The sequence below is a fragment of the Tannerella sp. genome, from assembly GCF_030528505.1.
Taxonomy (GTDB): domain Bacteria; phylum Bacteroidota; class Bacteroidia; order Bacteroidales; family Tannerellaceae; genus Tannerella.
Genome location: NZ_JAUMYS010000009.1, coordinates 18,848 through 45,097, shown reverse-complemented (window position 1 = coordinate 45,097; position 26,250 = coordinate 18,848). Strand labels below are relative to the sequence as shown.

The following is a 26,250-nucleotide window of genomic DNA, read 5'->3' as shown; positions in this document are numbered from 1 at the left end:
GCGGAAATTTGTGTTATTCGCGTAATTTGCGTTCTTTTTACGGGTTGGTTATTTTCCCTGTAACTGCCGCGGCGGCCGCTACCAGCGGGCCGGCCAGAATGGTACGCGCTCCCGGGCCCTGACGTCCTTCGAAGTTCCGGTTCGAGGTAGATACCGCATATTTGCCGGCGGGCACTTTGTCGTCGTTCATCGCCAGACAGGCTGAACAGCCGGGCTGACGAAGTTCGAATCCGGCTTCTTCGAGGATCCGGTCCAGCCCTTCGGCCTCGATCCGTTTGCGTACCTGCCAGCTTCCGGGCACGAGCCACGCCGTTACGTGATCGGCCTTGCGCTTCCCTTTCACATAATGTGCAAATACTCGAAAATCTTCGATGCGGCCGTTGGTACAACTGCCCAGAAACACGTAATCGATGCTTTTCCCTTCCAGCTTTTCGCCGGGAACGAAACCCATGTATTCGAGTGACTTTGCGAACGATATTTTTCCCGCCTCGTCGATCTCCTCCATCTGCGGGATGGCGCCGTCGACAGGCATGCCCATGCCGGGGTTGGTTCCGTAGGTGATCATCGGGCGGAGGTTCGACACGTCGAAAGAGACCTCTTTGTCGAATACCGCGTCGGCATCGGTTTTCAGCGTTTTCCAATAGGCCAACGCCTGTTCCCACTTCTCGCCCTTGGGAGCGAACTCGCGCCCTTTCAAATAGGAGAAGGTCGTTTCGTCGGGAGCGATCAGCCCGCCCCGGGCACCCATCTCGATGCTCAGGTTGCAAAGCGTCATCCGCTCCTCCATGGTGAGGTTGCGAACGGCCTCGCCGGCGTATTCCACGAAGTAGCCGGTCGCACCGCCTGTGGTGAGCTGCGAAATCATATAGAGCGCCATATCTTTGGCTCCCACGTTCTTGCCCAGCTTACCCTCGAAATTCACACGCATCGTCTTCGGTCGTGTCTGCAAGATGCATTGCGAGGCCAGCACCATCTCCACCTCGCTCGTGCCGATGCCGAAAGCAATGGCGCCGAAAGCCCCGTGCGTAGAGGTATGGCTGTCGCCGCAGACAATTGTCATGCCCGGCTGAGTGTAGCCGTTTTCGGGGCCTACCACGTGAACGATGCCGTTTTTGGGATTGTTCAGGCCGTAATAGGTTAGTCCGAAATCCTGTGCGTTTTTGGCAAGCGTCTCGACCTGAAAACGCGAAATCTCGTCGCGAATGGGTTGGTCCTGTCCCACGGTAGGGATGTTGTGATCGGCCGTGAGGGTCGTCTGTTCGGGACGGAATACTTTCAGTCCGCGCGCACGAAGCCCCGCAAAGGCTTGCGGACTGGTTACCTCGTGGCACAGATGACGGTCTATGTAGAGTTGGGTAGGCCCCTCTTGTACCGTGGTAACGACGTGAGCGTCCCATATTTTATCGAACAAGGTCGCCCCCTTCTGTCCGGTCGAGGGCTTCGAACTGTTTGCCTGTGATGTATGATTTGTCATTTTCTGTTTTTGTCGTTGTTATTTAATAAACTATTGTTGTCGTATTCTTTTTCGGGGGGCTATTCCACGAACTTGTTCACCGCATCGATAAAGGCTTCGACCGATGCCGAAACGATGTCGGTATTGGCCGAAAAGCCGTAGTACAGCATGCCATTGTGTGCTACCTGCATGTGCACTTTTCCTACGTCGTCGCTTCCGCGGTTGATGGCCTGAATCAGGAACTCCTGAATCACCGTTTCGCGGCTGATAACCTTTTTAACCGCTTTGATAGCCGCATCGACCGGGCCGTTCCCGGTGGCAGAGGCCTCGAAGTGTTCGCCGGCGATGTTCAACCCGATGCTCGCCACATGGCGCAGCCCTATGCCGCAAGTAACTTGCAGGTAGTCGATCTTGATGCGACTCGTTCTCGATTCTTTGCCGACCAGCGCCAGCACGTCTTCGTCTTTGATGTCTTTTTTCCGGTCGGCCAGCGCGAGGAACTTCTGGTACACGTCGTCAAGTTTGCCGTTATCGAGGTTGACGCCCAGCAGGCTCAGGCGGTTTTTCAACGCTGCCCGGCCGCTTCTTGCCGTCAGGACGATGGCGTTGTCGTCGATGCCTACCTCTTTGGGGTCGATAATTTCGTAGGTATCCGTATTTTTGAGCACGCCGTCCTGATGGATGCCCGACGAGTGTGCGAAAGCGTTCCGCCCCACAATCGCCTTGTTGGGCTGTACCGGCATGTTCATCAGAGCCGAGACAAGGCGGCTCGTCGAATAAATCTTGGTCGTATTGATGTTCGTCTCGAATCCCAGCTCTTTATGGCTTTTGAGTGCCATCACCACCTCTTCGAGCGAGGTGTTTCCGGCGCGTTCGCCGATGCCGTTCACAGTTACTTCCACCTGCCGCGCGCCGTTGAGCACCCCCGCAAGGGTGTTGGCGGTAGCCATGCCCAGATCCTGATGGCAATGGGTGGAGAGGATGGCCCCTTTCAAATCGACGTGATCGACGAGGTACTTTATTTTGGCGCCGTACTGGTGCGGGAAACAGTAGCCCGTAGTGTCGGGGATGTTGATCACGGTTGCCCCTGCGTTCACCACCGCCTGTACCACCCGCGCGAGGTATTCGTTGTCGGTACGGCCGGCGTCCTCGGCGTAAAACTCCACGTCGTCCACAAAACGGCGGGCATACTTCACCGCTTTCACTGCACGTTCGACGATCTCCTCGCGGTTGGAATTGAATTTGTGCTTGATGTGCGAGTCCGACGTGCCGATGCCGGTGTGGATACGCTTCCGTTTGGCGTATTTCAGTGATTCGGCGGCCACCTCGATGTCTTTCTCCACGGCGCGGGTAAGCGCACAGATGACCGGCCAGGTAACTGCCTTCGAAATTTCAACGATCGAGTTAAAATCGCCCGGGCTCGACACGGGAAATCCCGCTTCGATCACATCGACACCCAATAACTCAAGTTTTTTTGCCACCTCGATTTTCTCTATCGTGTTCAACTGACATCCGGGCACCTGTTCGCCGTCGCGTAAGGTAGTGTCGAAAACATAAATCCGTTCCATAATTAAAGAATATTCTTCATTTTTGTTTTAAAAAAAAGCCTTTCCCACCACTGGTGAGAAAGGCTATCTTTTTATGCTGCTTATATCTTTTTCAGTTACCGATATTCCAATCCCACCCTCCGGAGCCTTCCAGAAGCTGAATAGAAATAATAAGAATACCGATAATGTTATTGTACATAATTGTTGTTCGAATTTTAATAACGGTTGCAAAGTAAAAGAAAAAAGATGTAATTGCAAAATATTTGCACGATTTAATGCTGGAAAAATATCGAATTCCTTTCTTTTCTTCTTTCCGCACCTTCCGGTTTTCTTCTTCCTGCATGCTTCAGGAGTAGCCTTCGAAAATTTGCATTTTCAGACACTTCCTTTCACAAAAGATCGTATCTTTGTAGACGTCAAGACCGGTCATTTTCATGCGTGTGAAATTAAGTAGGAATACTTACGGATGAACGCTTGGGCAAACGGCTCTATATATATGTATAGACAGTGGTCTTCACTTTTATTTTTACAGGGCTGTGTGTGAATTGAAAATTATCATGTAGATTTGCACCGGTCGCAAGGATAGGCAATGCTTACGGATAGACAACGAAACATACTCCAAAGCAACCCTCTTCTCTGCTGATATGATTCGAAGTAAACATGAATATAAACGGAAGATGAAAAAGCTGGCTTTAATTCAAAACGATCTTTGGCTGAAGCCTTACTCGGATGCCATAGAAGGACGTTATCGTCGTGTTATCGAGAAAGAAAAGCAATTAACCGAGGGTGGCCGACAAACGCTCGCCGAGTTCGCTTCGGGCTATCTGTATTTCGGATTGCACCGTACAGCGGAAGGATGGGTGTTTCGTGAATGGGCGCCGAATGCCACAGCCATCTATCTGATAGGAACATTTAACGGCTGGGAAAAGAACGAGAGTTATCGTCTGCAACCTCTCGACAATGGCAACTGGGAGATCTCTTTACCGGCCACTGCGCTTTATCACGGAGATTTGTACAAACTGCTGATCGAGTGGAACGGAGGCTGTGGAGAGCGTATCCCCGCATGGTGCCGCCGGGTAGTGCAGGATGAGCAGACCAAAATCTTCTCGGCGCAAGTCTGGGCTCCTGAAGAACCGTATCAATTCGAAGTAAAGACATTTCGGCCGGACACATCGCCATTGCTGATTTATGAATGTCATATCGGTATGGCTTCGGAAGAGGAGAAGATCGGTACATACGAAGAGTTTCGCACACACGTTCTGCCGCGTATCGTAAAGGATAGCTATAATGCCATTCAGATCATGGCTATACAGGAGCATCCGTATTACGGATCGTTCGGGTATCATGTGAGCAATTTCTTCGCTCCTTCATCGCGGTTCGGTACGCCCGACGAGTTGAAACATCTTATCGATGATGCTCATCGGATGGGGCTGACGGTGATCATGGATATCGTGCACAGTCATGCCGTGAAAAATGAAACGGAAGGGCTCGGACGGTTCGACGGTTCGTATCATCAGTACTTCCATACCGGCGCCCGGCGCGAGCATCAGGCATGGGACTCCCTCTGCTTCGATTACGGGAAGGATGAGGTCTTGCATTTCCTGCTGTCGAACTGCAAATACTGGCTGGATGAATACCGTTTCGATGGTTTTCGTTTCGACGGCGTTACGTCGATGCTTTATTACAGCCACGGGCTGGGTGAGGATTTCTTAAGCTACGGCGACTATTACAACGGTCATCAGGATGATGACGCGATAACATACCTGACGTTAGCGAACAAACTGATACACGAGGTCAATCCGCATGCCGTGACGATTGCGGAGGAAGTCAGCGGTATGCCGGGGCTGGCCGTTAAAGTAGCTGAAGGCGGCTATGGATTCGATTACCGCATGGCGATGAATATTCCGGACTTCTGGATCAAAATACTGAAAGAGAAAAAAGACGAAGACTGGCATCCTTCGGCCATCTGGTGGGAGACCACGAACCGGCGGGCCGATGAGAAGACCATCAGCTATGCCGAGAGTCACGATCAGGCGCTTGTGGGTGATAAGACGATTATATTCAGATTGATCGATGCCGATATGTATTGGCACATGCAGGCGGACGACCGGCACTTTATGGTCGAGCGCGGACTGGCGCTTCATAAAATGATCCGGCTCGTGACGGCCACGACCATCAACGGCGGCTATCTGAATTTTATGGGTAACGAGTTCGGACATCCCGAATGGATCGATTTCCCGCGCGAAGGCAACGGCTGGTCGTACAAGTATGCTCGCCGACAGTGGAGTCTGGTCGATGATCCGAACCTGAAATATCGCTTCTTGGGCGACTTTGACCGTGAGATGCTTGCGTTAATCCGCAGTGTAAAAGATTTTCAAGCGCTGCCCGTGCAGAAGGTGTGGGATAACGACGGCGATCAGGTGCTGGCCTACATGCGTGGAGATTACGTGTTTGTCTTCAACTTCAGTCCTGCGCAGTCGTTTACCGATTATGGGCTCCTGACTCCTCCGGGCAGCTATCGTACGGTGTTGAACACGGATGACTTCCGCTTCGGAGGGAACGGGCTGACGGACGATACCGTCGAACATCTGACGCAGTACGATCCGCTCTATGAGAAGGAATATAAAGGCTGGCTGAAACTGTATCTCCCGGCACGCACCGCTATGGTATTGAAACGGCTGCCTGAACTTCGCTCATTATCGGTCGAACAAGGAGAGATGGCGAAAAGACGGGTACAGAAAAAAACGACGCCACGAAAAGGGAAAGAATAACGTCATGTAAAAAGAGATGAATAATTTACTTAAACATGTACGATCAATGAAAACAAAAGATTTATTAGGCCTCGTTTGCTTGTTGGCCGTTATCGGGCTATCCGGTTGCGGGAGTGACGAGTTTGCAGAAAGAAACGCGTATCAGAACAGCCGTAGCAAGTGGGCTGACTTGAAGAAAGCGAAAGGGAATTCGTATGTTTATCGAGTATGCCGTTCTTCGTGGACGGGATGGTCGAGCTATACGGATATACAAGTGGAAAACGGAGCGGTTACGGCGCGCAGCTTCTATAAAGTGGTTCCGTTGCAGAATGCAGACGGCTCTTTCCGTTACAAAAAGGAAGGAGGTCTTCTCTGCGACACCACATGCGTCTACACCGAATCCGTCAACGATATCGGAACACACGAGCAGGGGGACAAGCCGTTGACGATGGACGAACTTTATGAAGTATACGGAAAGTATTTGATGGTAGACAGAAAACAGAACACGCTGTATTTTGAAACAGATACCGAGGGCGTTTTGAAACTGTGCGGGTATGTGCCGAATACGTGCACAGACGACTGTTTTAGAGGAATCCATATTGAATCATTCCGTTGGCTGAAAAAGTAGATTAGCATTCCTCCTTCGGGGGTGGAAGCTGTCGAAGGAGGGAGATAAACAAATAAACAGAACAATCAAACAACAAACAAAACAATGTATCCATATTTATTTCAACCGATTTTAAAAGAAATCATCTGGGGAGGGACCGATATCCGTCCGTTCAAAGGCATGGCTCCTACGCAGGAAAAGATAGGGGAGAGTTGGGAACTGTCGCATGTTGACGGTGATTTTTCCGTTGTAGCGAATGGCGCCGACAAAGGAAAAACCATCGACGAATTGATTCGCGAGTATGGCGAAAGTCTGCTGGGCAGTCACGTAATAAAGCGGTTTGGCACACGCTTTCCGCTGCTCATCAAGTTTATCGATGCGCGGGACGATCTCTCCATTCAGGTACACCCGGACGATACACTGGCCCAAAAACGTCATCAGTCGTTCGGGAAAACGGAGATGTGGTATGTGATTAAGGCCGCGCCGGACGCCTCCCTGTATTGTGGCTTCTCGCAACCGGTCGATGCGAATGAATATGTGCGACGTGTCGAAGACAACAGCATCATGGAGGTGCTCCAACGTTACGACGTGACTGCGGGCGACGTCTTCTTCCTGCCTGCCGGACGCGTGCATGCCATCGGCGCCGGATGCTTCATCGCCGAGATCCAGCAAACCAGCAATATCACCTACCGCATCTACGACTATAACCGCAAAGATGCCGAGGGCAAAGGACGCGAATTGCACACCGAGCTGGCCAAAGACGCGATCGACTATACGCTGCAATCCGACTATCGGACGCATTATACGCCGGAGCCCGGCGCTGCCGTCGAGTTGGTGCAATGCCCGTACTTCACCACCCGTTTGCTGGAAACGCAAACGCCTATGACACGCGACTATGCCACGCTCGATTCGTTTGTCGTTTATATCTGCATGGCCGGTTCGGTCGAACTGCGTGACGATAACGGCAACGAACTGACTCTTTCGCAGGGACAGACCGTGCTCTTTCCCGCAACCACACAATCGGTTACCCTAAAGCCCGCTCCGCAGGCCAAATTGCTGGAAACCTATATCGCGTAAACGAGCGCAACCGTTGCCTAAGGAAAGGACGGCTTTGCACATAAGGGAAAGCGTCCTCTACAGGTAAGGGAAAGGCGAAGGTGCTTTCCGAGACAATAAGATAAGTGAAAACAGCGTTATAGGAGACGATAACCGGTAAAGACAGATGAACAACATATCGATACGTTCGCTAAACAAACGTTATCCGAACGGTACCCATGCCTTGAAAGACGTCAACATGGATATACCGACGGGCATGTTCGGTCTGCTGGGGCCTAACGGGGCCGGCAAATCGACGCTGATGCGTATCCTCGTGGCGCTGATGGAGCCTACGTCGGGCGAGGTGAATGTGTTCGGTTACGACTTGCGTAAGCAGCGCCGGGAAGTACGCCGGATTCTCGGTTATCTGCCGCAAGACTTCCGTTTCTTTGCGAAATACAAGACGCATGAGTTCCTTGACTATGCGGCTCGTCTGTCGGGGATGAACAGCCGGCGGGAGCGCCGGCAAGCCGTCGATGCCATGCTGGAGAGCGTCGGGCTGTTCGATGTCAGGGAGCGTTATGCCAATAAACTGTCCGGCGGTATGAAACGTCGGCTGGGCATTGCGCAGGCGTTGATACATCGCCCCAGACTGATCATCGTCGATGAACCGACCACAGGATTGGATCCCGAGGAGCGCATTCGTTTCCGTAATCTGCTGGCCGAAGTGGGCAAGCAGGACGTGACGATCATTTTGTCGACCCATATCGTCGGCGACATATCGAGTACATGCAACTGTATGGCGCTGATGAACAAAGGCGAGGTGGCGTTTTTCGGATCGCCCCGGGAAATGCTGCAAGAAGCCGAGGGGAAGGTGTGGCGGATGCATATCAGCAGTGATGAGATGCCCGTTGTCGATGCGAAATACCCTGTGATATCGACCATTCCGTCCGGTACGGGGTGGGAAGTACAGGTAGTAGCCGACGAGATCGAAGGGTATGATGCCGAGCCGTATCCTCCCAATTTGGAGCATGCTTACGTATATTATATGGAGAACAAGTTGAATCGGTGGATGAACGATTGATTTAACCGAAGAAACACAAATTAACCATTCATAGAACACGAATCAATATGTCGGTATGGAATAATATACGGTCTGTCGCCAAGTACGAACGCAAGCTGTTGCTCCGTACGTGGTTCTATCGTGTCTTCTTGGTGCTTGCCGTGTTGATTCTGGCAGTGTTCAATTTTGCGGCTTTAGTTAGCGACGACGGCTACTGGCTGATGCAGTCGCTACCTTCCAATATCCCGTACGTGAATCTGCTGTTCCTGAATACCGGGCAGGCGGTGATCGCCGTCTTTTTGTCGTCCGAGTTTCTCAAGTCGGACAAAAAGCTCGACACTTCGGAGGTGTTTTATGTTCATCCGCTCAGCAATGCCGAATATGTAGCGGGTAAGATATGGGGGATTTTGAGCGTATTTTTCCGCCTCGACCTGATGATTCTTGCGATGGTGCTGCTTTTTAACTTCGCGTCGGGCGTGGCGCTCGACTGGGCGGCGTATCTTACGTATTTCTTCCTGATCTGCATTCCAACGCTCGTCTATATCCTCGGACTGTCCATCTTTCTGATGCTTGTGCTGAAGAATCAGGCCGTGACCTTCGTGCTGCTGCTGGGCTATATCGGACTGACTTTGTTTTATGTGGGCGACCGGTTCTACTATGTCTTCGACTACATGACCTACAACCTGCCTTTGGTCAAATCGTCCGTCGTCGGGTTTACGAACGGGCAGGCGCTGATGATACATCGTGCCGTTTACCTGCTGCTTGGGCTGGGCTTTATTTGCCTCTCCGTGTTTTTGTTTCGGCGGTTGCCGAACACGAAGTACGGACGTTTTCGCTGGCTGGCGCTCGGCTGTTGCTTCTTTCTCGGAGGCATCGCGGCAGCTTATCGTCATGTGGATTCCGTCCGGGAAGAAGGAAGACTGCGGCAGCATTATATCGCGCTGAATAACGAGTATGTGCACGCGCCGAAAATGCTTGTCGACCGTTACGACATCACGCTCACCCAACAGCCGTCGACGATTACCGCCGAGGTATCCATGAGCGGGGTGGCTGCCGCCCGCGGTTCCGTGTTTACGTTTTCCCTCAATCCCGGCCTGACCGTGCGCGAGGTCGAAGTCGCCGGCCGTCCGTTAGCGTTCGAGCGTAAGAGCCAGATCGTTCTTGTCGATCTCGGACGTGAGCACGCGGAAGGCGACTCCCTTTCGATCGTCATGAAATACGAAGGACGCATCGACGACCGTTTCTGCTACCTTGATATTCCTCCCGATATCTTACAGCATGATTATGGCGACGGTATGCTCCGAATAGATAAGAAATACAGCTTTCAGGAACGCGACTATCTGCTCTTTACGCCCGAAGCGTATTGGTATCCGCGTCCCGGCACCTCCTACAGTAGCCTCAGCACCGACGGACAGCAAACGTATTTCAGCCGTTTCCGATTGACGGTGCGTACGACGGACGGTCTGCAGGCTCTCTCGCAGGGCACGCGACAGCAGCCTTCTCCCACAGCGTTGGATACAGCAGCCTTCTCTTCGGATAGAGAAAAAGATCAGGTGTTTGTCTACGAAACTGATTTCCCTTCCCCTTCCCTCTCGCTCGTCGTGGGGGATTATGAACAGAAAAGCCTCGTGGTGGACAGCACGGAGTACAGCATTTGGCATCTGCGGGGGCATGGTGATTTTACGACTCCGTTCGACTCGATTATGGATACCATCCCATCGCAAATCAGGGAGTTTCGTCAGTCGATCGAACGCGATTATGCGCTCGATTATTCGTTTCGCCGCTTCTCGCTGGTCGAAGTGCCTGTGCAGTTTTACAGCTACCCCAGAGCATGGACGCAGGCACAGGAGAAAGTACAGCCCGAGATGGTTTTCTTTCCCGAAAAAGGTTGCCTGTTCAACGAGGCCGACGTTGCGAGAAGGGTCAAGCGCGAAAAGAAATGGGCGCGTTGGGATGGGCGTGAGATTACCGATAAGGAAGCAGCCATCCGTACTTTCCATAGCTTTATGCATCTCTTCCGCCGTACGGAGAGCGATTTCAACTGGTCATTCGATCGCGGAGCAGCGAATGTCTCTGCCGAGGTCAATCCTTATTTGCTTTTCCCCCAACTGTATAATTTCAGATACAATGTCTTTTCGTCGGAATGGTCTGCCGCCAACCGCATGATCGAACTCTACCTGCAGGACAAGTCCGAAGAGAACGATTGGGTCAGGGAGATGAACGGTATCAGCCATAAGGAAAAGGCGAATCTGCTGATGGAGCAGCGGCCGTTGAAGGAGCTGCTCGCCGATACGGAACTGCGTAATCTGGTCGACGATGTACTGTCGCTCAAGGCAAGCAGCCTCTTCGCTCCCGCCGAAATCGATATGGGATACCGCGCGTGTCGCGATTCGCTGCGCGCCATCCTGCAACGGAACAAATTTACGAATCTGCGTTTCGAGCACCTGCTCGATACGCTTGGCACGATGGCCGGCAAAGACCTCCGGGCACCTCTCGGCGCATGGCAACGTCCTACGCCGCTGCCTGTGTATATCGTCGGGACGCCTCGTATCGTACATGTCACGAACCGCGATAAGGAGACATATATCATGACCTTGCAGATCACCAATACCTCCGATTACGAGGGAACGATCCGCATCGAAACCGAAGCGGGAGGACGCAGCGACCTGTACGATCCGCGAACGAAGCGTACCCTGTCTTTCGCTCCGCATCAGACGAAACGCATCGTGACGCATTGGGACGAAGCGCCGCGGAGAATTCGTGTCCATACACTGGTATCAGCCAATCTGCCGGCGCTGATCGATCTGCCCGTCGGAAATATCCAGCGTGAACAGAACCGGACGATCGAACAGGAAGGCGATTTCGTACTGCCGCTTCTGTCGGACGATACCTCCGGAGAGGTGATCGTAGATAATGAAGACTCGTTGCTGTTCGCCTTGTCCAAACCCGAAGTGTTCGGCCTTCTGCCACGGTGGCTCGATAAGGACAACGATCAATCGTTCCGCTATTCGGGCGTGTCCCAATGGCGTGCTCCTTTGCAATGGACATTGACGACAAACGATAAGTATTACGGTGCGCATATCCGATCGGCTTACGTGGTCAAGAGCGGTAGCGGAAATCAGACGGCAACATGGAGTATTCCGGTCCCGCATGCCGGACAATACGACCTTTATTATTACGTGTATAAGCCTCAGGAACTTCGTGAAGGGGGACGTGGCGGCGGTGGAGGAGGTCGTACGGAATACCGGTTTAAGGTCTGCTACGATCACGATGAGGAAGAAGCGTATATCGACCTTGCCCGTTCGGAAGACGGATGGAGCCTGTTGGGTACGTATTATTTCAACCGTGACACGGTACGTGTCGTGCTGACCAACGATACGAAGTTAAGAATCGTCACAGCCGATGCCGTGAAAATTGTCGGAAAATAAGCGAATAAATTCAAAGAAGCAGTAATAGAAAAGAAGCATGATGATAAACAAAGAATTCCTAAGGATTTACGTGAGTGGGGTGATGTGCCTTGCGGGAATGTGCGGAGCGCCTTCGGGAGCGTATTCGCAACGGTCGGTGACCATAGAGCAGGCACTCGACATCGCCGAAGAGCACAATCCGACACTGATCAACTCAAAGCTCAATCTGGAGCGGTATCAGCTTCAACTCGTCGCGCAACGGGCATCGTTAAAATCCCGGTTCTCTCTGAATCTCGATCCGATTGATTATACGAAGACACGTCGTTTCGACAACCGGCTGTCGCAATGGTACACGAACGAGTCGCTGACTTCGAGCGGAACGTTCCGTGTCACGCAGCCTATCTTGTGGACAGACGGGGAGCTTTCGCTCATTAACCGGTTCGGCTGGCAAAATAACACGTCGGTAGTCGAAGGGCATGAAAACCGCAACAAAGCATTCAGCAACAATCTTTATCTTCAGTTCACTCAGCCGGTGTTTACGTATAACCGTCGGAAGATGGAGCTGAAGCAGATCGAGTTCGATTATGAAAACGCCGGAATCGATTATGCTCTTCAGCGCCTGAATACGGAGCGAGACATCACGAATCGGTTCTATACGGTTTATATGGCGCAGAGCAATCTGGAGATCAGCCGGGAGGAGCTGGAAAATGCCCGGCAGAGCTTCGAGATTATCAAAAACAAGGTCGAAGCCGATTTATCGGCCAAGGAGGAGCTTTATCAGGCGGAGTTGAATTTGGCCACGGCACAGTCTTCGGTCGAGGAACGTGTGGTCGCGCTCGCCAACGCGGAGGACGAGTTGAAGCAGGCGCTGGGCTTGCCGCTTCACGAACAGATTCGTGTCATGGCCGATATCGGTATCAACCCGATCGCCGTCAGCCTTGAGGAGGCCGTTCGCAACGGGCTCGACTCGCGGATGGAGCTTCGGCAGCGTGAGATCGATATCGAGTTGGCGGAATTGCAGATGATTCGCACGAAGAGTCTGAATGAATTTAAAGGGGATATCTCTTTGTCTGTCGGTATTACCGGTGACAATGAGCGATTGGGAAGCGTCTACGACAATCCGACGCAAAACCCCCGTATCGCGATCAGTTTTACGGTTCCGCTCTTCGATTGGGGAGAGAAGAAAGCGCGTGTGAAAGCGCAGCGGACGGCACAGACGATCGCGAAGCTCCGGCAGGAGAATGAAAAGTTCGACATCGAGCTGAATATCCGTCAGGTGTGGCGCCGGCTCGAAAACCTCCGTACGCAGATTACCCTTGCCGAAAAGAATGTCAGGAACGCGCAACTGACGTATGACCTGAACTTGACCCGGTATCGTGAAGGAGACCTCACCGGTATGCAGATCAGTCAGTTTCAGACCCAGCTATCCAATAAGAAGATCGCTTATTCGCAAACGTTGATCAATTATAAAATCGAGTTGCTGAATCTGAAAATTCTTTCGCTGTACGATTTTGAGAAAAACGCTCCGGTAATTCCTGTCCGGACATTGAGCAATGCCCGTCGCAGCGATAAATAAATTTATTCCCGTATTCGAGTAAAAAATAAATGATATACCTCATGATGAAATACCAAACAATCTTCGCCGTAGCCGCGCTGTCGGTACTTACGGCATGCGGTTCCAAACCTCAATCCGATCAGAACGATGTGGAAACTCCCGTATCCGTGCAGGAGCTTCGGAAAGGATCGATCAGCAAACTGATTCATACCACGGGAACGGCACAGGCGGCTTATGCGGCCGAACTTGTTTCCGAGATGAGCGGGATGTATGGTCTTCAGCGTAATCCGGCAACGGGCAAACCGTATAAATTGGGAGATGGGGTCAGGAAAGGTCAACTGATCATACGTCTCGAAAATAAGGAATATGAGAACGGCATTGCGCTGGAATCGAAAACGCTGAACCTTGAAATTGCCCGGCAGGAGCAAAGCAAGCAGAAGGCGTTGTACGAGAAAGGAGGAGTGACTCTCAGTGAGATGCGCAATACGGACGTGAGAGCCGCCAATGCCCGGTACGAACTGGAGAATGCCAAGATCAGTCTGGAGAAGATGAATATCAAGGCCCCTTTTGACGGGGTCATCGTTTCCCTGCCTCATTATACATCGGACAGTCGGGTCGAGCAGGGGAAGCCGATGGTCGGTATCATGTCGTATGCGAGTATGTACATGGACGTGAACCTGCCCGAAAGTACGATCCCGTACATCCGCGTCAATCAGCCGGTCCGTGTGACGCACTACACCTTGCCCGAAGATACGTTGAAAGGTGTGATCAGCGAGCTGTCGCCGGCCATCAGTACCGAGACACGCACCTTCACCGGACGGGTACGGATTGACAATGCCGAGCAGAAACTGCGTCCCGGTATGTTTATCAAAGTCGATATCGTTGTGGAGCAGGCCGACAGTGCGATTATCATTCCGAAACATGCGGTGCTCTCGGCACGAAACCGCAAATATGTATATGTAGTGGAGAAGAATACGGCCATGGCGCGTCAGATACGGACGGGACTTGAGGATGACGAATCGATTCAGGTAACGGAAGGGCTGAATGAACATGATCATCTTATCGTCAAAGGATTTGAGACCTTGCGCGAAAATAGCCGGGTGAAGGTGTTGAAGTAGTAGTACGGAGGAACGGTAATAAAAGGATAGTTTAAGAGTACGCAATAACATGAAGAAAGTCATCCGGTTCGCAGTAAATAATCCCGTGACCATGGCGATGGTGGTGCTGGCGATCGTATTGCTCGGCAATATCTCGTACAATCGGCTGAATGTGGATTTACTGCCCGACATGAATGCTCCTCGTCTGTTCGTAGAAATCAAGGCGGGTGAACGTCCGCCCGAAGAGATCGAGAAGATGTTCGTAGAGAATATGGAGTCGATGGCCATACGTCAGAGCGACGTCACGCAGGTTTCCTCGGTGATTCGTTCCGGTTCGGCACGCATCACGGTCACCTACGTCCAGCATAAGGATATGGACGAGGCTTTTTTAGACTTGCAGAAAGCCATGGCGCCTTTTTCGCGCAACACGGATATTGAGTCTCTCAACATCACTCAGCACGATCCGAATACCGACCCGGTGATGCTGATTGCCATGTCGCATCGTTCCATCATCGATATGGCCGAGCTGCGTAAGATGGCCGGGAATTACGTGCGCAACGAGCTGGTTCGTATAGAAGGTGTGGGCGAAGTATTACTTTCCGGTGAGGAACGCTCTGTCCTGACCTTACGAACCGATCCCTATAAGTTGAAGGCGTTCGGTTTGACGATGGAAGACATCGCTTCCGGAATCGAAGCGAATAACCAGACCGTATCGGGCGGACGGGTCAGTGAACTCGGGTTGCAGTATCTGGTGAAAAGCTCGTCGCTCTTTACTTCCGAAGCCGATTTCGAGGAGCTGATTGTCGGTTATCGTCCGACGGTTGCGTCGGCATCGGACGTTCGCGCAAATGGCGAAACCGAGAACCGCGCGCCGATATACTTGCGTGAAGTCGCTACAGCCCGGTTTGAAAATGCCCGTCCCGAAAACATCGTGCGTATCAACGGCGAACGTTGCATCGGTCTCTCTGTATATAAGGAAATGCAGCATAACACGGTGCGGGTAGTCGATCGGATCGGTCGACAGTTGAAGATCATGGAACAGGCTTTACCCGGCTATCGTTTTCAGGTGATCCGCAATCAGGGCACTTTTATCAGTCAGGCGATCGGCGAAGTGAAAAGTACGGCGCTGCTGGGGATGTTATTAGCTGTTTTAGTGTTGTTTGTCTTCCTTCGCCGTATCGGGACGACGCTCATTGTCAGTCTGTCGATTCCCATCTCGATCGTGGCAACGTTTAACCTGATGTACTTCAACGGGCTGACGTTAAACGTTATGACGCTGGGAGGGCTTGCGCTGGGCGGAGGAATGCTCGTCGATAACTCCATTGTGGTGATAGAAAGTATCTTTCGGAATCACGAGCGAGGGCTTAGCCGCGCAGAGGCTATTGTCACCGGGACGTCGGAGGTCGCCGGTGCGGTGATTGCTTCTACCCTGACGACTATCGTCGTTTTTCTTCCGATCGTCTACCTGCACGGGGCTTCGGGCGAACTGTTCAAAGAGCAGGCGTGGACGGTAGCTTTCTCGTTGCTGTCTTCTTTGTTTGTGGCCTTGTTGATTATCCCGATGCTGTACGACCGGCTATCGGGGAGGAAGCAGATACAGCCGCAAGCGAAATCCGTTCGCTTCGAGCGGTATGGCGCTTTGCTGGCTTCGTTTCTCCGGCGTCGTTGGTGGGTGATCGGTCTCTCGGCGGGATTGCTGGCCGTTACGTTCCTGCTTACTCCATTCATCGGGACGGAATTTTTACCGCGTTCCGCCGGACGTGCATTCTCCGTTTCGCTGAGACTGCCCGAAGGCACACGGCTGGAGCGTACGAATGCCGTAGTAGAAAATCTGGAACATTTGCTTCATACCGTGAGCGGCGACAGCCTGCTAACCGTGTACAGCCATATCGGAGAAGGGGCGTCGGAGCATGAAGTATTTGAAGGAGAGTCGACGGCGACACTGACGGTCTTGCTTTCTGATTCGTCGCCTTTATCGCCCGAGAAGGTCATAGCGCGCTTTGTGGAAGCCACGAAAGAGGTCGAAGGACTGGAACTTACCTTCAAGCAGGAGGATTATTCGCTGGGTTCGCTCTTCGGAGACGAAGAGGCGCCGATTGTCGTGGAGGTGAAGGGAGAAGAAACGGAAGAGATCGCTGCTCTCACGGACGAGGTGTTGGCACGGATGGCTTCGGTCGAAGGAATTTATAACGTCAAGTCGTCGATGGCCGACGGAGCGCCCGAACTGCTGATCACCCTCGACCGTACGATGGCCGGTATTCATCAGATTACGGCCTCGACCGTGCTCACCCAGTTAAAGCAACAGTTGCAGGGGCGTGATGCCGGCAAGATGGAATATAAGGGAGAGATGCGCGACATTGTCATCAAAGTGCCCGATATTACGGCCGAAGAATTGAAACATCTCGTTATACGGAACGGCAAACGGGAGTTTCTGCTGCACGAGATCGCGACGATTACGCCGACGCAGGCCCCGAAGGAAATATTTCGTCGGAATCAGAGCCGTATCAACAAGATTCTTGCGGACAAAGAAGAAGGACAGTCGCTCGATAAAGTGGCCGGGCGCATACGTCGGGCGGTGGGCGACGTCGAACTGCCCCCGCGTTATTCGATTGATGTGACGGGCGAGGAAGAACAGCGCCGGGAGTCGATGAACAGCCTGATGCTTGCCTTGTTATTGTCGGTCGTGCTCGTATACATGGTGCTGGCATCGCAGTTCGAATCGTTGCTGCATCCTTTTACTATCCTGCTGACCATTCCGCTCGCGCTCGTCGGGGCCGTACTGGTCTTCTGGATCACCGGAATGACGCTCAATATCATGGGGGTGATCGGGATGATCATGCTTGCCGGAATTGCGGTGAACAACTCGATTCTGTTAGTCGGACGTATCAACCAGCTGAAGACGACGATGGAACTTACCGAGGCTATTATCGAGGCCGGCCGGCAGCGAATCCGTCCGATCATGATGACTACGCTCACGACGATTCTGGCTTTGCTGCCCATGTCGCTTCATATCGGCGAAGGAGCGGCCTTGCGTTCGTCCATGGCGGTCGCTGTCATCGGCGGACTCGTCACTTCCACCTTGATGAGCCTTGTCGTGATTCCGTGTGTTTACTATGTGTTCGAACAACTGAAAAGTAAGGTAAGAGGCGAAGGATGAACATTCTTTTACATAGACGGGTAACCGTCAGCATGTTGTTTATTGCACTTACCTTATTGGGGTATGTGTCCTATAAGCAATTGCCTGTGGAATTGTTGCCCAATGCGGAACTGCCCGTGTTGTTCGTCTCCGTTCAGTCTCAGCAGGAGATGGATCCGGCGTATGTCGAAACGGAGGTGATCATTCCGATCGAGGGAGCGATCAGCACGGTCGGAGGGGTGGATAAGATACGCTCGGAAGTCAACCGTCGTCAGTCGTCCATACAGGTCGATTTCAAGGCCGATGTCCATTTCAAGACAACGTATCTCAGGCTCGAAGAGAAGATGAAAGAAGTCTCCGCGTCGTTGCCGAAAGGCTTTACCGTGCAGGTGCAGAAAGTCGATCTGGCGATGATGGCGAACCGTTTTATGACGTTGCAGGTGCGAGGTTCGGGCGGGGTGGATCGTGTGCGTAACATTGTGGAGGAGGAAATTCGGCGCGACCTTGAACATATCGACGGGGTGGCGGCCGTCGATGTCTACGGCGGACAGGAGCGCGCCATCGAGATTCGCTTGCATCAGGAAGCGTGCGAAGCGTTGAACCTGACGGCCTCGAAAATCGGTGAGTTACTGAACCGTCAGACGCAGGAGAAGATGTTTGCAGGAAATGTTACGGAAGCCGATTCGCGCTATTTCGTTCACGTTCATTCGGCCTACACCCACGTTTCCGAGCTGGAACATCTCGTCGTAGCCGAAGGCCCCGTATTCCTGAAAGACGTGGCGACCGTCAGCTTCGACCTGAAAGAAGAAACTTCGTTCAGCCGCGTGAACGGCAAGGACGCGATCTCCGTCGCGCTCGTGAACGAAGCCCGGACGAACCTCATCGACTTGTCGCATCGTACACGGGCGGTAATCGACCGGCTCAATGAACGTTTGCAGGGGCAGGATGTCGAGATCGTGATCGAGTCGGATACGGCCGAAACGATGGAGAAGAATATCGATCAGATCATCCGTTTGGCGCTGATAGGGGGCTTGTTGGCCATCTTGGTGCTTTGGTTTTTTCTGAAGAATATCCGTCTCGTGTTTTTCATCGCCCTGTCTATCCCCATCTCCGTATATACGGCGTTTAACTTTTTCTATGCGGCAGGCATCTCGATCAATAGCCTGACGCTTGTCGGCATGGCGCTTGCCATCGGGATGCTGCTCGATAACAGCGTCGTCGTGCTTGAGAATGTATATCGGCGATCGGCCGGAGGAGAATCGCCCGAGCTGTCCGTAACGAAAGGGACGAAAGAGGTCTGGCGTTCGATTATCGCCGCTACGCTCACGACCGTCACGGTGTTCCTGCCTTTCGTCTTCTCCGACAATTTCATGATCAAACTGATCGGTAACCATATCGGTGTCTCGATTATCTCTACGTTGCTGGTATCGATGGGGGTAGCCCTGCTGTTTATCCCGATGGCAACCTACGGTATCTTGTGCCGGAAGAACGGCCGCGCCGTGTTTTACGAAAAAATCTCTCTCCTGCAACGTCCCGTGCAGATTTATCTGGTACTCCTCAAAACGTGTATGCGTCATCCGGGCATCACTTTGCTGAGTGCCGTCGTGCTGCTTTTCCTGACGTTGATTCTGTCGTTGACGATGAACATCCGTCAGAACAAGGAGGTCGATTCCGATCGTTTCGATATTTATGTTACGATGCACACGGGCAGTACGCTGGAACATACGGATAAGATCGTGAAAGTGATCGAGGAACGTCTGAATGAGATTCCGGAGAAGCAGGATGTCGTCAGCCGTATTCAAGAGGAGCAAGCCATGCTGACCGTGATTCTTCGGAAAGATTACGAGGCGAAGGGCAAGCGTAAAATAGGTGATATCAAGTCTGATGCACAGGCGCGGATGCCTGCCGTGGGGGGCATCCAGATTTCCTTCTCCGAGGCTATGAGCGGGCGTGGCGGAAGTGACGGCGCAGGCGCGGCCATGGCGTTTATGGCGCTGCTGGGTATTGGAGATAATCAGGAGCGGGTCGTTATCAAAGGCGCTGATTATGATATGATGCAGGTGGTGGCCGAAGATATCCGGTATTACCTCGACGCGCAGGAGTTCGTCGAACAATCGTGGACGGCGTCTGCCCGCCGTCAGTCCGAAATGCGTCTGCATTTCGATCCGTTGCTGCTTGCTTCATACGGCATCACCCGCAGTCAGATCGCGACGGGACTGGCGGAGTTGACACCCGAATATGCTACGGGGACGCCGTTTAAGGTCGGTAACAAGACGTACGACATCGTGATTCGGGAAGAGCTGCCGAACAAGACGTCCAAACGCGAAAAGAAGCAGCCCACCGTCGATGATTTGAAAGACGTACGCATTGCCGACGGTCAGGGAGGTATGCACCGCCTCGACGAACTGGCTACGCTTCACAAGGGCAACGGACGTTCACGTATCACGCGGGTGAATCAGGATAAGCAGCTGGAAGTGTGGTACCGCTTTTCCCGCAGTGTCGAAGACTCGAAAGCGCTGCTCGAAGGGTATCGTGCCGACATCGACCGGTACATCGCGAATTATAACCTGCCGGCCGGGGTAGCCATCGAAGTCGTTCATGAAGAAGACCTGTTCGCCGACTTCAAATTCCTCCTGCTTGCCGCTTTCGTGCTGATTTTTATCATCCTCTCGTGCGTCTTCGAATCGATATGGACCCCGTTCGTACTGCTCTTTTCCATTCCTCTGGCGGCCATCGGGTCGTTGCTGGCCTTGCTTATGACCGGCAACAGCCTGCTGAATGCCAATACGCTGACCGGTTTTCTGATCCTGCTGGGAGTGGTGGTTAACAACGGTATCATCCTGATCGACTATGCCCGCATCCTCCGCAAGGAAGGCTTCCGGCGCGAACGTGCGCTCATGACGGCCGGGCTGTCCCGTATCCGTCCGATTCTGATCACGAGCATCACCACGATTATCGCCATGTTCCCGCTCGCGATGGGCGACACGGAATATGCCGGCGCCATCGGAGCGCCTTTTGCCATCACCGTGATCGGCGGGCTGACCTTTTCATCATTACTGACGCTCGTCATCCTCCCCACGGCTTACATGGGACTGGAGCATACGCTGCAATGGTACCGCACGCTTTCGCCCAAGGTGCGATGGCTGCATCTCGTCCTCATGCTCTCCGGACTGCTTGCCCTCTATGTCTATATCGACAGTTGGCTGTGGCAGGCGGTATCGGTCGTGACGCTGGTCATCCTTATTCCCGGGGTCACAGCCTTTGTACAGGCCAGTCTGCGCCGGGCAAGAGCCGATGTGATTCATCCCGAAGAGGAGATCCGGATCGTCATCCGCAACCTTGTGAAGGTGTACGATCGTGCGGGACGTTTCGCCCGCCAGTGGAACAGCGGACAGGAACGGCGTAAACGTCTCGGCGTTCATCAGGCCTATCGTTCGTTGAAGGACTTTCTGCATATCGGCTGGCTGCTTGCGTTGTTTGCCTTCGTCGTCTATTTCACCTACGGTTATCTGGAGCATGCGTTCTGGTTCGTTATCTTTTCGTTTATCGTATATGCGTTGACCCTGTATTTGTGGCGTAAAATACGGATGTACCTCTTTTTCCGCTTCGGCGACGGACGGGCTGTCCGCTATCTGAACCGTCTTCTTTTCTGGGGCTTACCTGTCGTGCTTCTGTTCGCGATGTCTCGTCGTTTAGAGCAGCCGTCTCTGATTGTGTTTACCGCTCTCCTGTGGGGATGCGGACTGGCGATCTACGTTACGTCGCAATATCTGTATGAGCGGGAAGTGAATATCGAGCGCGTAGGCGGTCGCTTCGCGGGGCTGAAACGTACGTTCTTCCGTCTGGTCAAAAGTGTGCCATGGCTCGGCAAGCGTCGTCGTCCGTTCAAAGCGCTGCGGGGCGTATCGTTCGAGATCGAGACGGGGATGTTCGGTCTGCTTGGCCCCAACGGCGCCGGCAAATCGACGTTGATGCGGATCGTCACGGGCATTCTGGAGCAAAGTTATGGAAGTATTTGGGTGAATGGACTGGATACCCGCGTTTACCGTGAGGAGCTGCAGGGGCTGATCGGCTTCCTTCCGCAGGAGTTCGGCACGTACGAGCACATGTCGTCGTGGGAGTTTCTGGACTATCAGGCCATCCTGAAAGGGCTTACCGACGACCGTTTGCGCAGGGAACGGATCGAATACGTGTTGCAGGCCGTCCACATGTACGAACGGAGAAACGAGAAAATTGCTTCTTTCTCCGGCGGTATGAAGCAACGGATCGGCATCGCTCTGATTCTGCTTCATCTGCCCCGTATCCTCGTGGTCGATGAGCCTACGGCGGGACTCGACCCGCGCGAGCGGATCCGTTTCCGCAACCTGCTCGTCGAACTGAGCAAGGAGCGTATCGTCATCTTCTCGACGCATATCATCGAAGATATCTCCAGCTCGTGCAATCAGGTCGCCGTCATCGACCGCGGACAGTTGAAATACTTCGGACAACCCGAAGGCATGGTTCACATGGCCGAAGGCAAGGTGTGGCAGTTTTCCATCGACGGAAAATCGTTCGACGAGCTGGATCAATCGTTCGTCGTACATCATATTCAGGATGGCGAACGCATACAGGTGCGTTATCTGTCGGCCGTGCAGCCTCGCCCCGACGCCGTGCCGGCAGAGACGAATCTCGAAGACGCTTATTTGTGCTTATTAAAAAACATGTAGAAGATGAGAAAATATATCATACTGGCCGAGCGGATGGTGCGTTATAACGTGAAGATTATCTTTGCCGGTAAGTTCGTTTGGTTTCTGCTGGCTGCTTTCCTGTTCTTTGCCTTTTTTATGTTTCAGATGGCGTGGGACAGGGTGGAAATCAACGAAGAAAGCATTTATTATTTGCTGTTCTTTCCGTGTATGTTGTTGATTTTCTATCCGGTCGTCTTTGGGATTCAGAACGACGAAGACAGTCGCATGCTCGAAATCATCTTCGGCATTCCCGACTATCGTTATAAGGTCTGGGGCGTGCGTATGCTGATGGTCTACGTGGCCGATTATGTTATCCTGTTGTTTTTCGCCTTGCTCGCCCGATGGCTGCTCTATCCCGTACCCGTCTTCGAGATGGCCGCTCAGCTGCTTTTCCCGATGCTCTTTTTCGGGAATCTTGCGTTTCTCTTCTCTACCCTCACGCGTAGCGGGAACGCCACGGCCGTGATCATGATTGTGCTGGGACTGCTGTTCTTTATCTTTATGAATGCCGTCGACCTGATCAGCCGTTCGTTCTGGAACATTTTTCTCAATCCTTTCTCATTGCCTCGCGAGATGCATCCTCTTGTCTGGCAAAGCACGGTTCTCAAGAGTCGTTTGTTTCTGCTCGTCGGAGGCATCGTTTTTCTTCTGGCCGGGCTCCTGAACCTTCGCCGCAGAGAGAAGTTTATTTAAAAGGTTGTCAGCGGTCAGTCAACAGCTTTCACTTTTCGTTTTTCACTTTTCACTTACTTGCGTTCGTAATTCGTTATTTTAAATTTGTAAATCCCCGTAAATTCTTATAGCTTTGCGTATGTAATTTGTATATTGCAGTTAACGAAAAAAATACGCCTATGTTAGTCAAAACGTATGCCGCCGCCGTATATGGGATATCGGCCACGCTGATTACCATCGAGGTCAATTGTACGAAGGGGATTCAATTCTTTCTGGTCGGTCTGCCCGACGTGGCCGTGCGCGAGAGCCATGAGCGCATCGTTTCGGCCTTGCAGGTGAACGGCTATGCTTTTCCGCGCAGCCGTGTGGTGATTAACATGGCGCCGGCCGACATCAAGAAAGAAGGTTCGGCCTACGACCTTCCGTTGGCTGTCGGGATTCTTGCCGCAGCAGGTACCTTGAGCCACGAACACCTGAGCCGGTTTATGCTGATGGGCGAGCTTTCGCTCGACGGCAGCCTGCAACCCATCAAAGGTGCGCTGCCCATTGCCGTCAAGGCCCGTGAAGCGGGGTTTCAGGGACTCATCCTGCCCCGACAAAATGCGTGTGAGGCTGCGGTGGCCGACGGACTGGAGGTGTATGGCGTGAACAACCTCCGCGAGGTGATCGAATTCTTTAGCGGTCAGCGTGAGCTTGAGCAAACGACGGTCGATGTGTACGATGAATTATTCCGCCAGCCGCATGAAGGCGCGACCGATTTTTCGGATGTACGGGGGCAGGAAAATGTCAAGCGTGCGCTCGAAGTTGCAGCCGCAGGAGGGCATAACCTGATTATGATCGGCCCGCCGGGCAGCGGCAAGTCGATGCTTGCCAAACGTCTGCCTACCATCCTGCCGCCTCTCACGCTCCAAGAGGCGCTGGAGACGACGAAGATCCATTCCGTAGCCGGGAAAATGGGTACGCATACAGGGCTGCTGATGCAGCGTCCGTTCCGGGCGCCGCATCATACCATCTCCGACGTGGCCATGGTGGGCGGTGGCACTTTTCCACAGCCCGGCGAGATCAGTCTGGCACACAACGGTGTGCTTTTTCTCGATGAGTTGCCGGAGTTTAATCGAAGTGTCCTCGAAGTGCTTCGTCAGCCGCTCGAAGACCGGCATATCAGTATCTCGCGAGCGCGTTTTGCCGTCGATTATCCTGCGAGCTTTATGCTCGTGGCCTCCATGAATCCCTGCCCGTGCGGATACTATAACCATCCGTCGCGGCCGTGTGTCTGCTCGCCGGGTGCTGTGCAGAAGTATATGAACCGTATCTCTGGTCCGCTACTCGACCGTATTGATATACAGGTTGAAATCGTGCCTGTGCCGTTCGAAAAGATATCGGAGCAGCGCCCTTCCGAGCCAAGTGCGGCGGTGCGTGCGCGTGTCGTCCGTGCGTGTGCCGTTCAGAAAGAGCGCTTTGCCGTTCAGAAAGGGATATATTGTAATGCGCAGATGGGTGCGAAAGAATTGCATCGTTATGCCGTGCCCGATGCCGACAGCCTCGCTCTCCTGAAAAGTGCGATGCAGCGCCTCAATCTCTCCGCACGTGCGTACGACCGCATTCTCAAAGTCTCGCGTACCATTGCTGACCTTGAGGAGGCCGAGCATATCAGCGCTCACCATATCGCCGAAGCGATCGGGTATCGCAACTTAGACCGCGAGACATGGGGGGCATAACCCCGCCCTTTACGAACCTTGTTTCTTCCCTTCCGAAATCAGCAGGAGCTGATCGCCCTCGTGCAGGCGTAGCGTGCCGTTGGGAATCAGAAATTCGTCGTTACGTTTGACAATCATCACGAGCGTGCCGGGCGGCAGATTCATGTCGCGGAGCGTATCGGCTTCTTCAAGCATCTCGCTGGTGACGGTGACTTCGGAGAGGTCGGAGTCGATTTCTTCGGGTAGCTCCACGCCAAACTCATTCCCGGTCTTTTCGAGCGGAGCGGAGAGTTTCAGGAAGCGCGCCGTTTGCGAGAGCGTAGTGCCTTGCACAACGAGCGAAATGATGGTGATAAAGAAAACGATATTGAAAATCAGGTCGGAGGCTTCGAGGCCTGCTACCACCGGGTAGGTGGCGAAGATGATGGGCACGGCGCCGCGCAAGCCTACCCACGAGATGAACAGCCTCGATCGCAGGGTGATGCGACGGAAAGGAAGCAGGCAGAGCATGACGCTCAGGGGCCGCCCTACGAAGATCATAAACAGTCCGATGAGCAAGGCTACGAGGGCAATGTCGAGCATCTCGTGCGGGTTGACGAGCAAGCCGAGCATGATGAACATGATGATCTGAAAGAGCCATGTAAGTCCGTCCATAAACGTAGCGATCTCACGGCGATGGGGGATGCGATTGTTGCCGATGATAATCCCCGTGATGTAGACGGCCAGATAGCCGTTTCCGCCAATCAGGTCGGTGGCCGAGAGGGTGAAGAATGCGACGGCGATGAGCAGGATCGGATAGAGCGACTGATTGTCGATATTCAGTCGGTTCAGCATTTTTACGGCAATCCATCCGAGCATGTAGCCTACAGCCGCACCTACGGCGAACTGTACGACAAAAAGCCGGATAAGCTCCGCAATCCCCACGCCCGCATCCGATTGTGCGATTTGTATCAGAACGATCGTCAGCATGTAGGCCATCGGGTCGTTACTGCCGCTCTCCAGCTCAAGCATCGGACGCAGGTTATTTTTGAGGTGCATCTTCTGCGAGCGCAAAATGGCAAAGACCGAAGCCGAATCAGTAGACGACATCATGGCGGCCAACAACAGCGACGGTACGAAGGCAAAATGAATATTCGTCCAGCTCATGCCCGACAGCCACCAGACGAACGTTCCCGTAAGCAAGGCTGTAAGCAGAACGCCTGCCGTGGAGAGCACTATGCCCGGCCCCAACACGGGACGAATGTCCGCAAACCGTGTGTCCATGCCGCCCGAAAACAGAATAATGCTCAATGCCACCATCCCGATAAACTGGGCAATATGCATATTGTTGAACTGTATACCCAGCCCGTCGCTGCCGAAAAGCATTCCCACGAGCAAGAACAGCAATAAGGTAGGCACACCGAATTTATAACCGGTCTTGCCCATCAGAATGCTTACGAAAAGCAGGATAGAACCGATGAAAAGAAAATTGTCCGATGTAATATACTCCATAGTTGTCTGTCAG

The 26,250-nt window shown here is 53.0% G+C and carries 13 protein-coding genes and 1 pseudogene; 11 read left to right on the top strand and 3 right to left on the bottom strand.

Annotated features, from left to right (window positions below; all coding sequences use genetic code 11):
* Nucleotides 1-37 precede the first annotated feature (37 nt).
* Entirely contained in the window at nucleotides 38-1,474 is a 1,437-nt protein-coding gene (gene leuC, locus Q4A89_RS02550; protein ID WP_303183523.1) for a 3-isopropylmalate dehydratase large subunit, read from the bottom strand.
* A 59-nt stretch (nucleotides 1,475-1,533) separates the two neighbouring features.
* Nucleotides 1,534-3,024, bottom strand: a complete 1,491-nt coding sequence (locus tag Q4A89_RS02545; RefSeq protein ID WP_303183537.1) for a 2-isopropylmalate synthase — start codon at nucleotides 3,022-3,024, stop codon at nucleotides 1,534-1,536.
* Between the two features lie 653 nt (nucleotides 3,025-3,677).
* On the opposite strand from Q4A89_RS02545, the pseudogene Q4A89_RS02540 reads away from it, so the two are divergent.
* The 11 genes and pseudogenes from Q4A89_RS02540 to Q4A89_RS02490 all read left to right on the top strand — a co-directional run.
* Nucleotides 3,678-5,678: pseudogene (locus tag Q4A89_RS02540) on the top strand (alpha amylase C-terminal domain-containing protein); the annotation flags it as partial.
* A gap of 139 nt (nucleotides 5,679-5,817) precedes the next feature.
* Complete coding sequence (locus Q4A89_RS02535; protein WP_303183521.1) at nucleotides 5,818-6,378, top strand: hypothetical protein; 561 nt, start codon at nucleotides 5,818-5,820, stop codon at nucleotides 6,376-6,378.
* A gap of 84 nt (nucleotides 6,379-6,462) precedes the next feature.
* Complete coding sequence (locus tag Q4A89_RS02530) at nucleotides 6,463-7,434, top strand: type I phosphomannose isomerase catalytic subunit (protein ID WP_303183520.1); 972 nt, start codon at nucleotides 6,463-6,465, stop codon at nucleotides 7,432-7,434.
* 145 nt (nucleotides 7,435-7,579) lie between these two features.
* The gene (locus Q4A89_RS02525; protein ID WP_124751911.1) at nucleotides 7,580-8,476 is read left to right on the top strand and encodes an ABC transporter ATP-binding protein; all 897 of its coding nucleotides are present in this window, start codon (nucleotides 7,580-7,582) and stop codon (nucleotides 8,474-8,476) included.
* A gap of 47 nt (nucleotides 8,477-8,523) precedes the next feature.
* The gene (locus tag Q4A89_RS02520) at nucleotides 8,524-11,883 is read left to right on the top strand and encodes a xanthan lyase (protein WP_303183518.1); all 3,360 of its coding nucleotides are present in this window, start codon (nucleotides 8,524-8,526) and stop codon (nucleotides 11,881-11,883) included.
* Between the two features lie 82 nt (nucleotides 11,884-11,965).
* Nucleotides 11,966-13,438, top strand: coding sequence for a TolC family protein (locus Q4A89_RS02515; protein WP_303183536.1), 1,473 nt, complete (start codon nucleotides 11,966-11,968; stop codon nucleotides 13,436-13,438).
* 41 nt (nucleotides 13,439-13,479) lie between these two features.
* The gene (locus tag Q4A89_RS02510; protein ID WP_303183516.1) at nucleotides 13,480-14,535 is read left to right on the top strand and encodes an efflux RND transporter periplasmic adaptor subunit; all 1,056 of its coding nucleotides are present in this window, start codon (nucleotides 13,480-13,482) and stop codon (nucleotides 14,533-14,535) included.
* A 49-nt stretch (nucleotides 14,536-14,584) separates the two neighbouring features.
* Nucleotides 14,585-17,671 carry an efflux RND transporter permease subunit gene (locus Q4A89_RS02505; protein WP_303183515.1) on the top strand — a complete coding sequence of 1,029 codons (3,087 nt, stop codon included), beginning with the start codon at nucleotides 14,585-14,587 and terminating at the stop codon, nucleotides 17,669-17,671.
* The gene (locus Q4A89_RS02500; RefSeq protein ID WP_303183514.1) at nucleotides 17,668-22,356 is read left to right on the top strand and encodes an efflux RND transporter permease subunit; all 4,689 of its coding nucleotides are present in this window, start codon (nucleotides 17,668-17,670) and stop codon (nucleotides 22,354-22,356) included. The genes Q4A89_RS02505 and Q4A89_RS02500 overlap by 4 nt, the downstream gene beginning before the upstream one ends.
* Nucleotides 22,357-22,359: 3 nt before the next feature.
* Nucleotides 22,360-23,070: a hypothetical protein gene (locus tag Q4A89_RS02495; RefSeq protein WP_303183512.1), complete on the top strand. Its 711-nt coding sequence runs from the start codon at nucleotides 22,360-22,362 to the stop codon at nucleotides 23,068-23,070.
* A gap of 158 nt (nucleotides 23,071-23,228) precedes the next feature.
* Entirely contained in the window at nucleotides 23,229-24,767 is a 1,539-nt protein-coding gene (locus Q4A89_RS02490; RefSeq protein WP_303183510.1) for a YifB family Mg chelatase-like AAA ATPase, read from the top strand.
* 9 nt (nucleotides 24,768-24,776) lie between these two features.
* On the opposite strand, the gene Q4A89_RS02485 is transcribed toward Q4A89_RS02490, so the two are convergent.
* Nucleotides 24,777-26,237, bottom strand: a complete 1,461-nt coding sequence (locus Q4A89_RS02485; RefSeq protein WP_303183509.1) for a potassium/proton antiporter — start codon at nucleotides 26,235-26,237, stop codon at nucleotides 24,777-24,779.
* Between the last annotated feature and the right edge of the window lie 13 nt (nucleotides 26,238-26,250).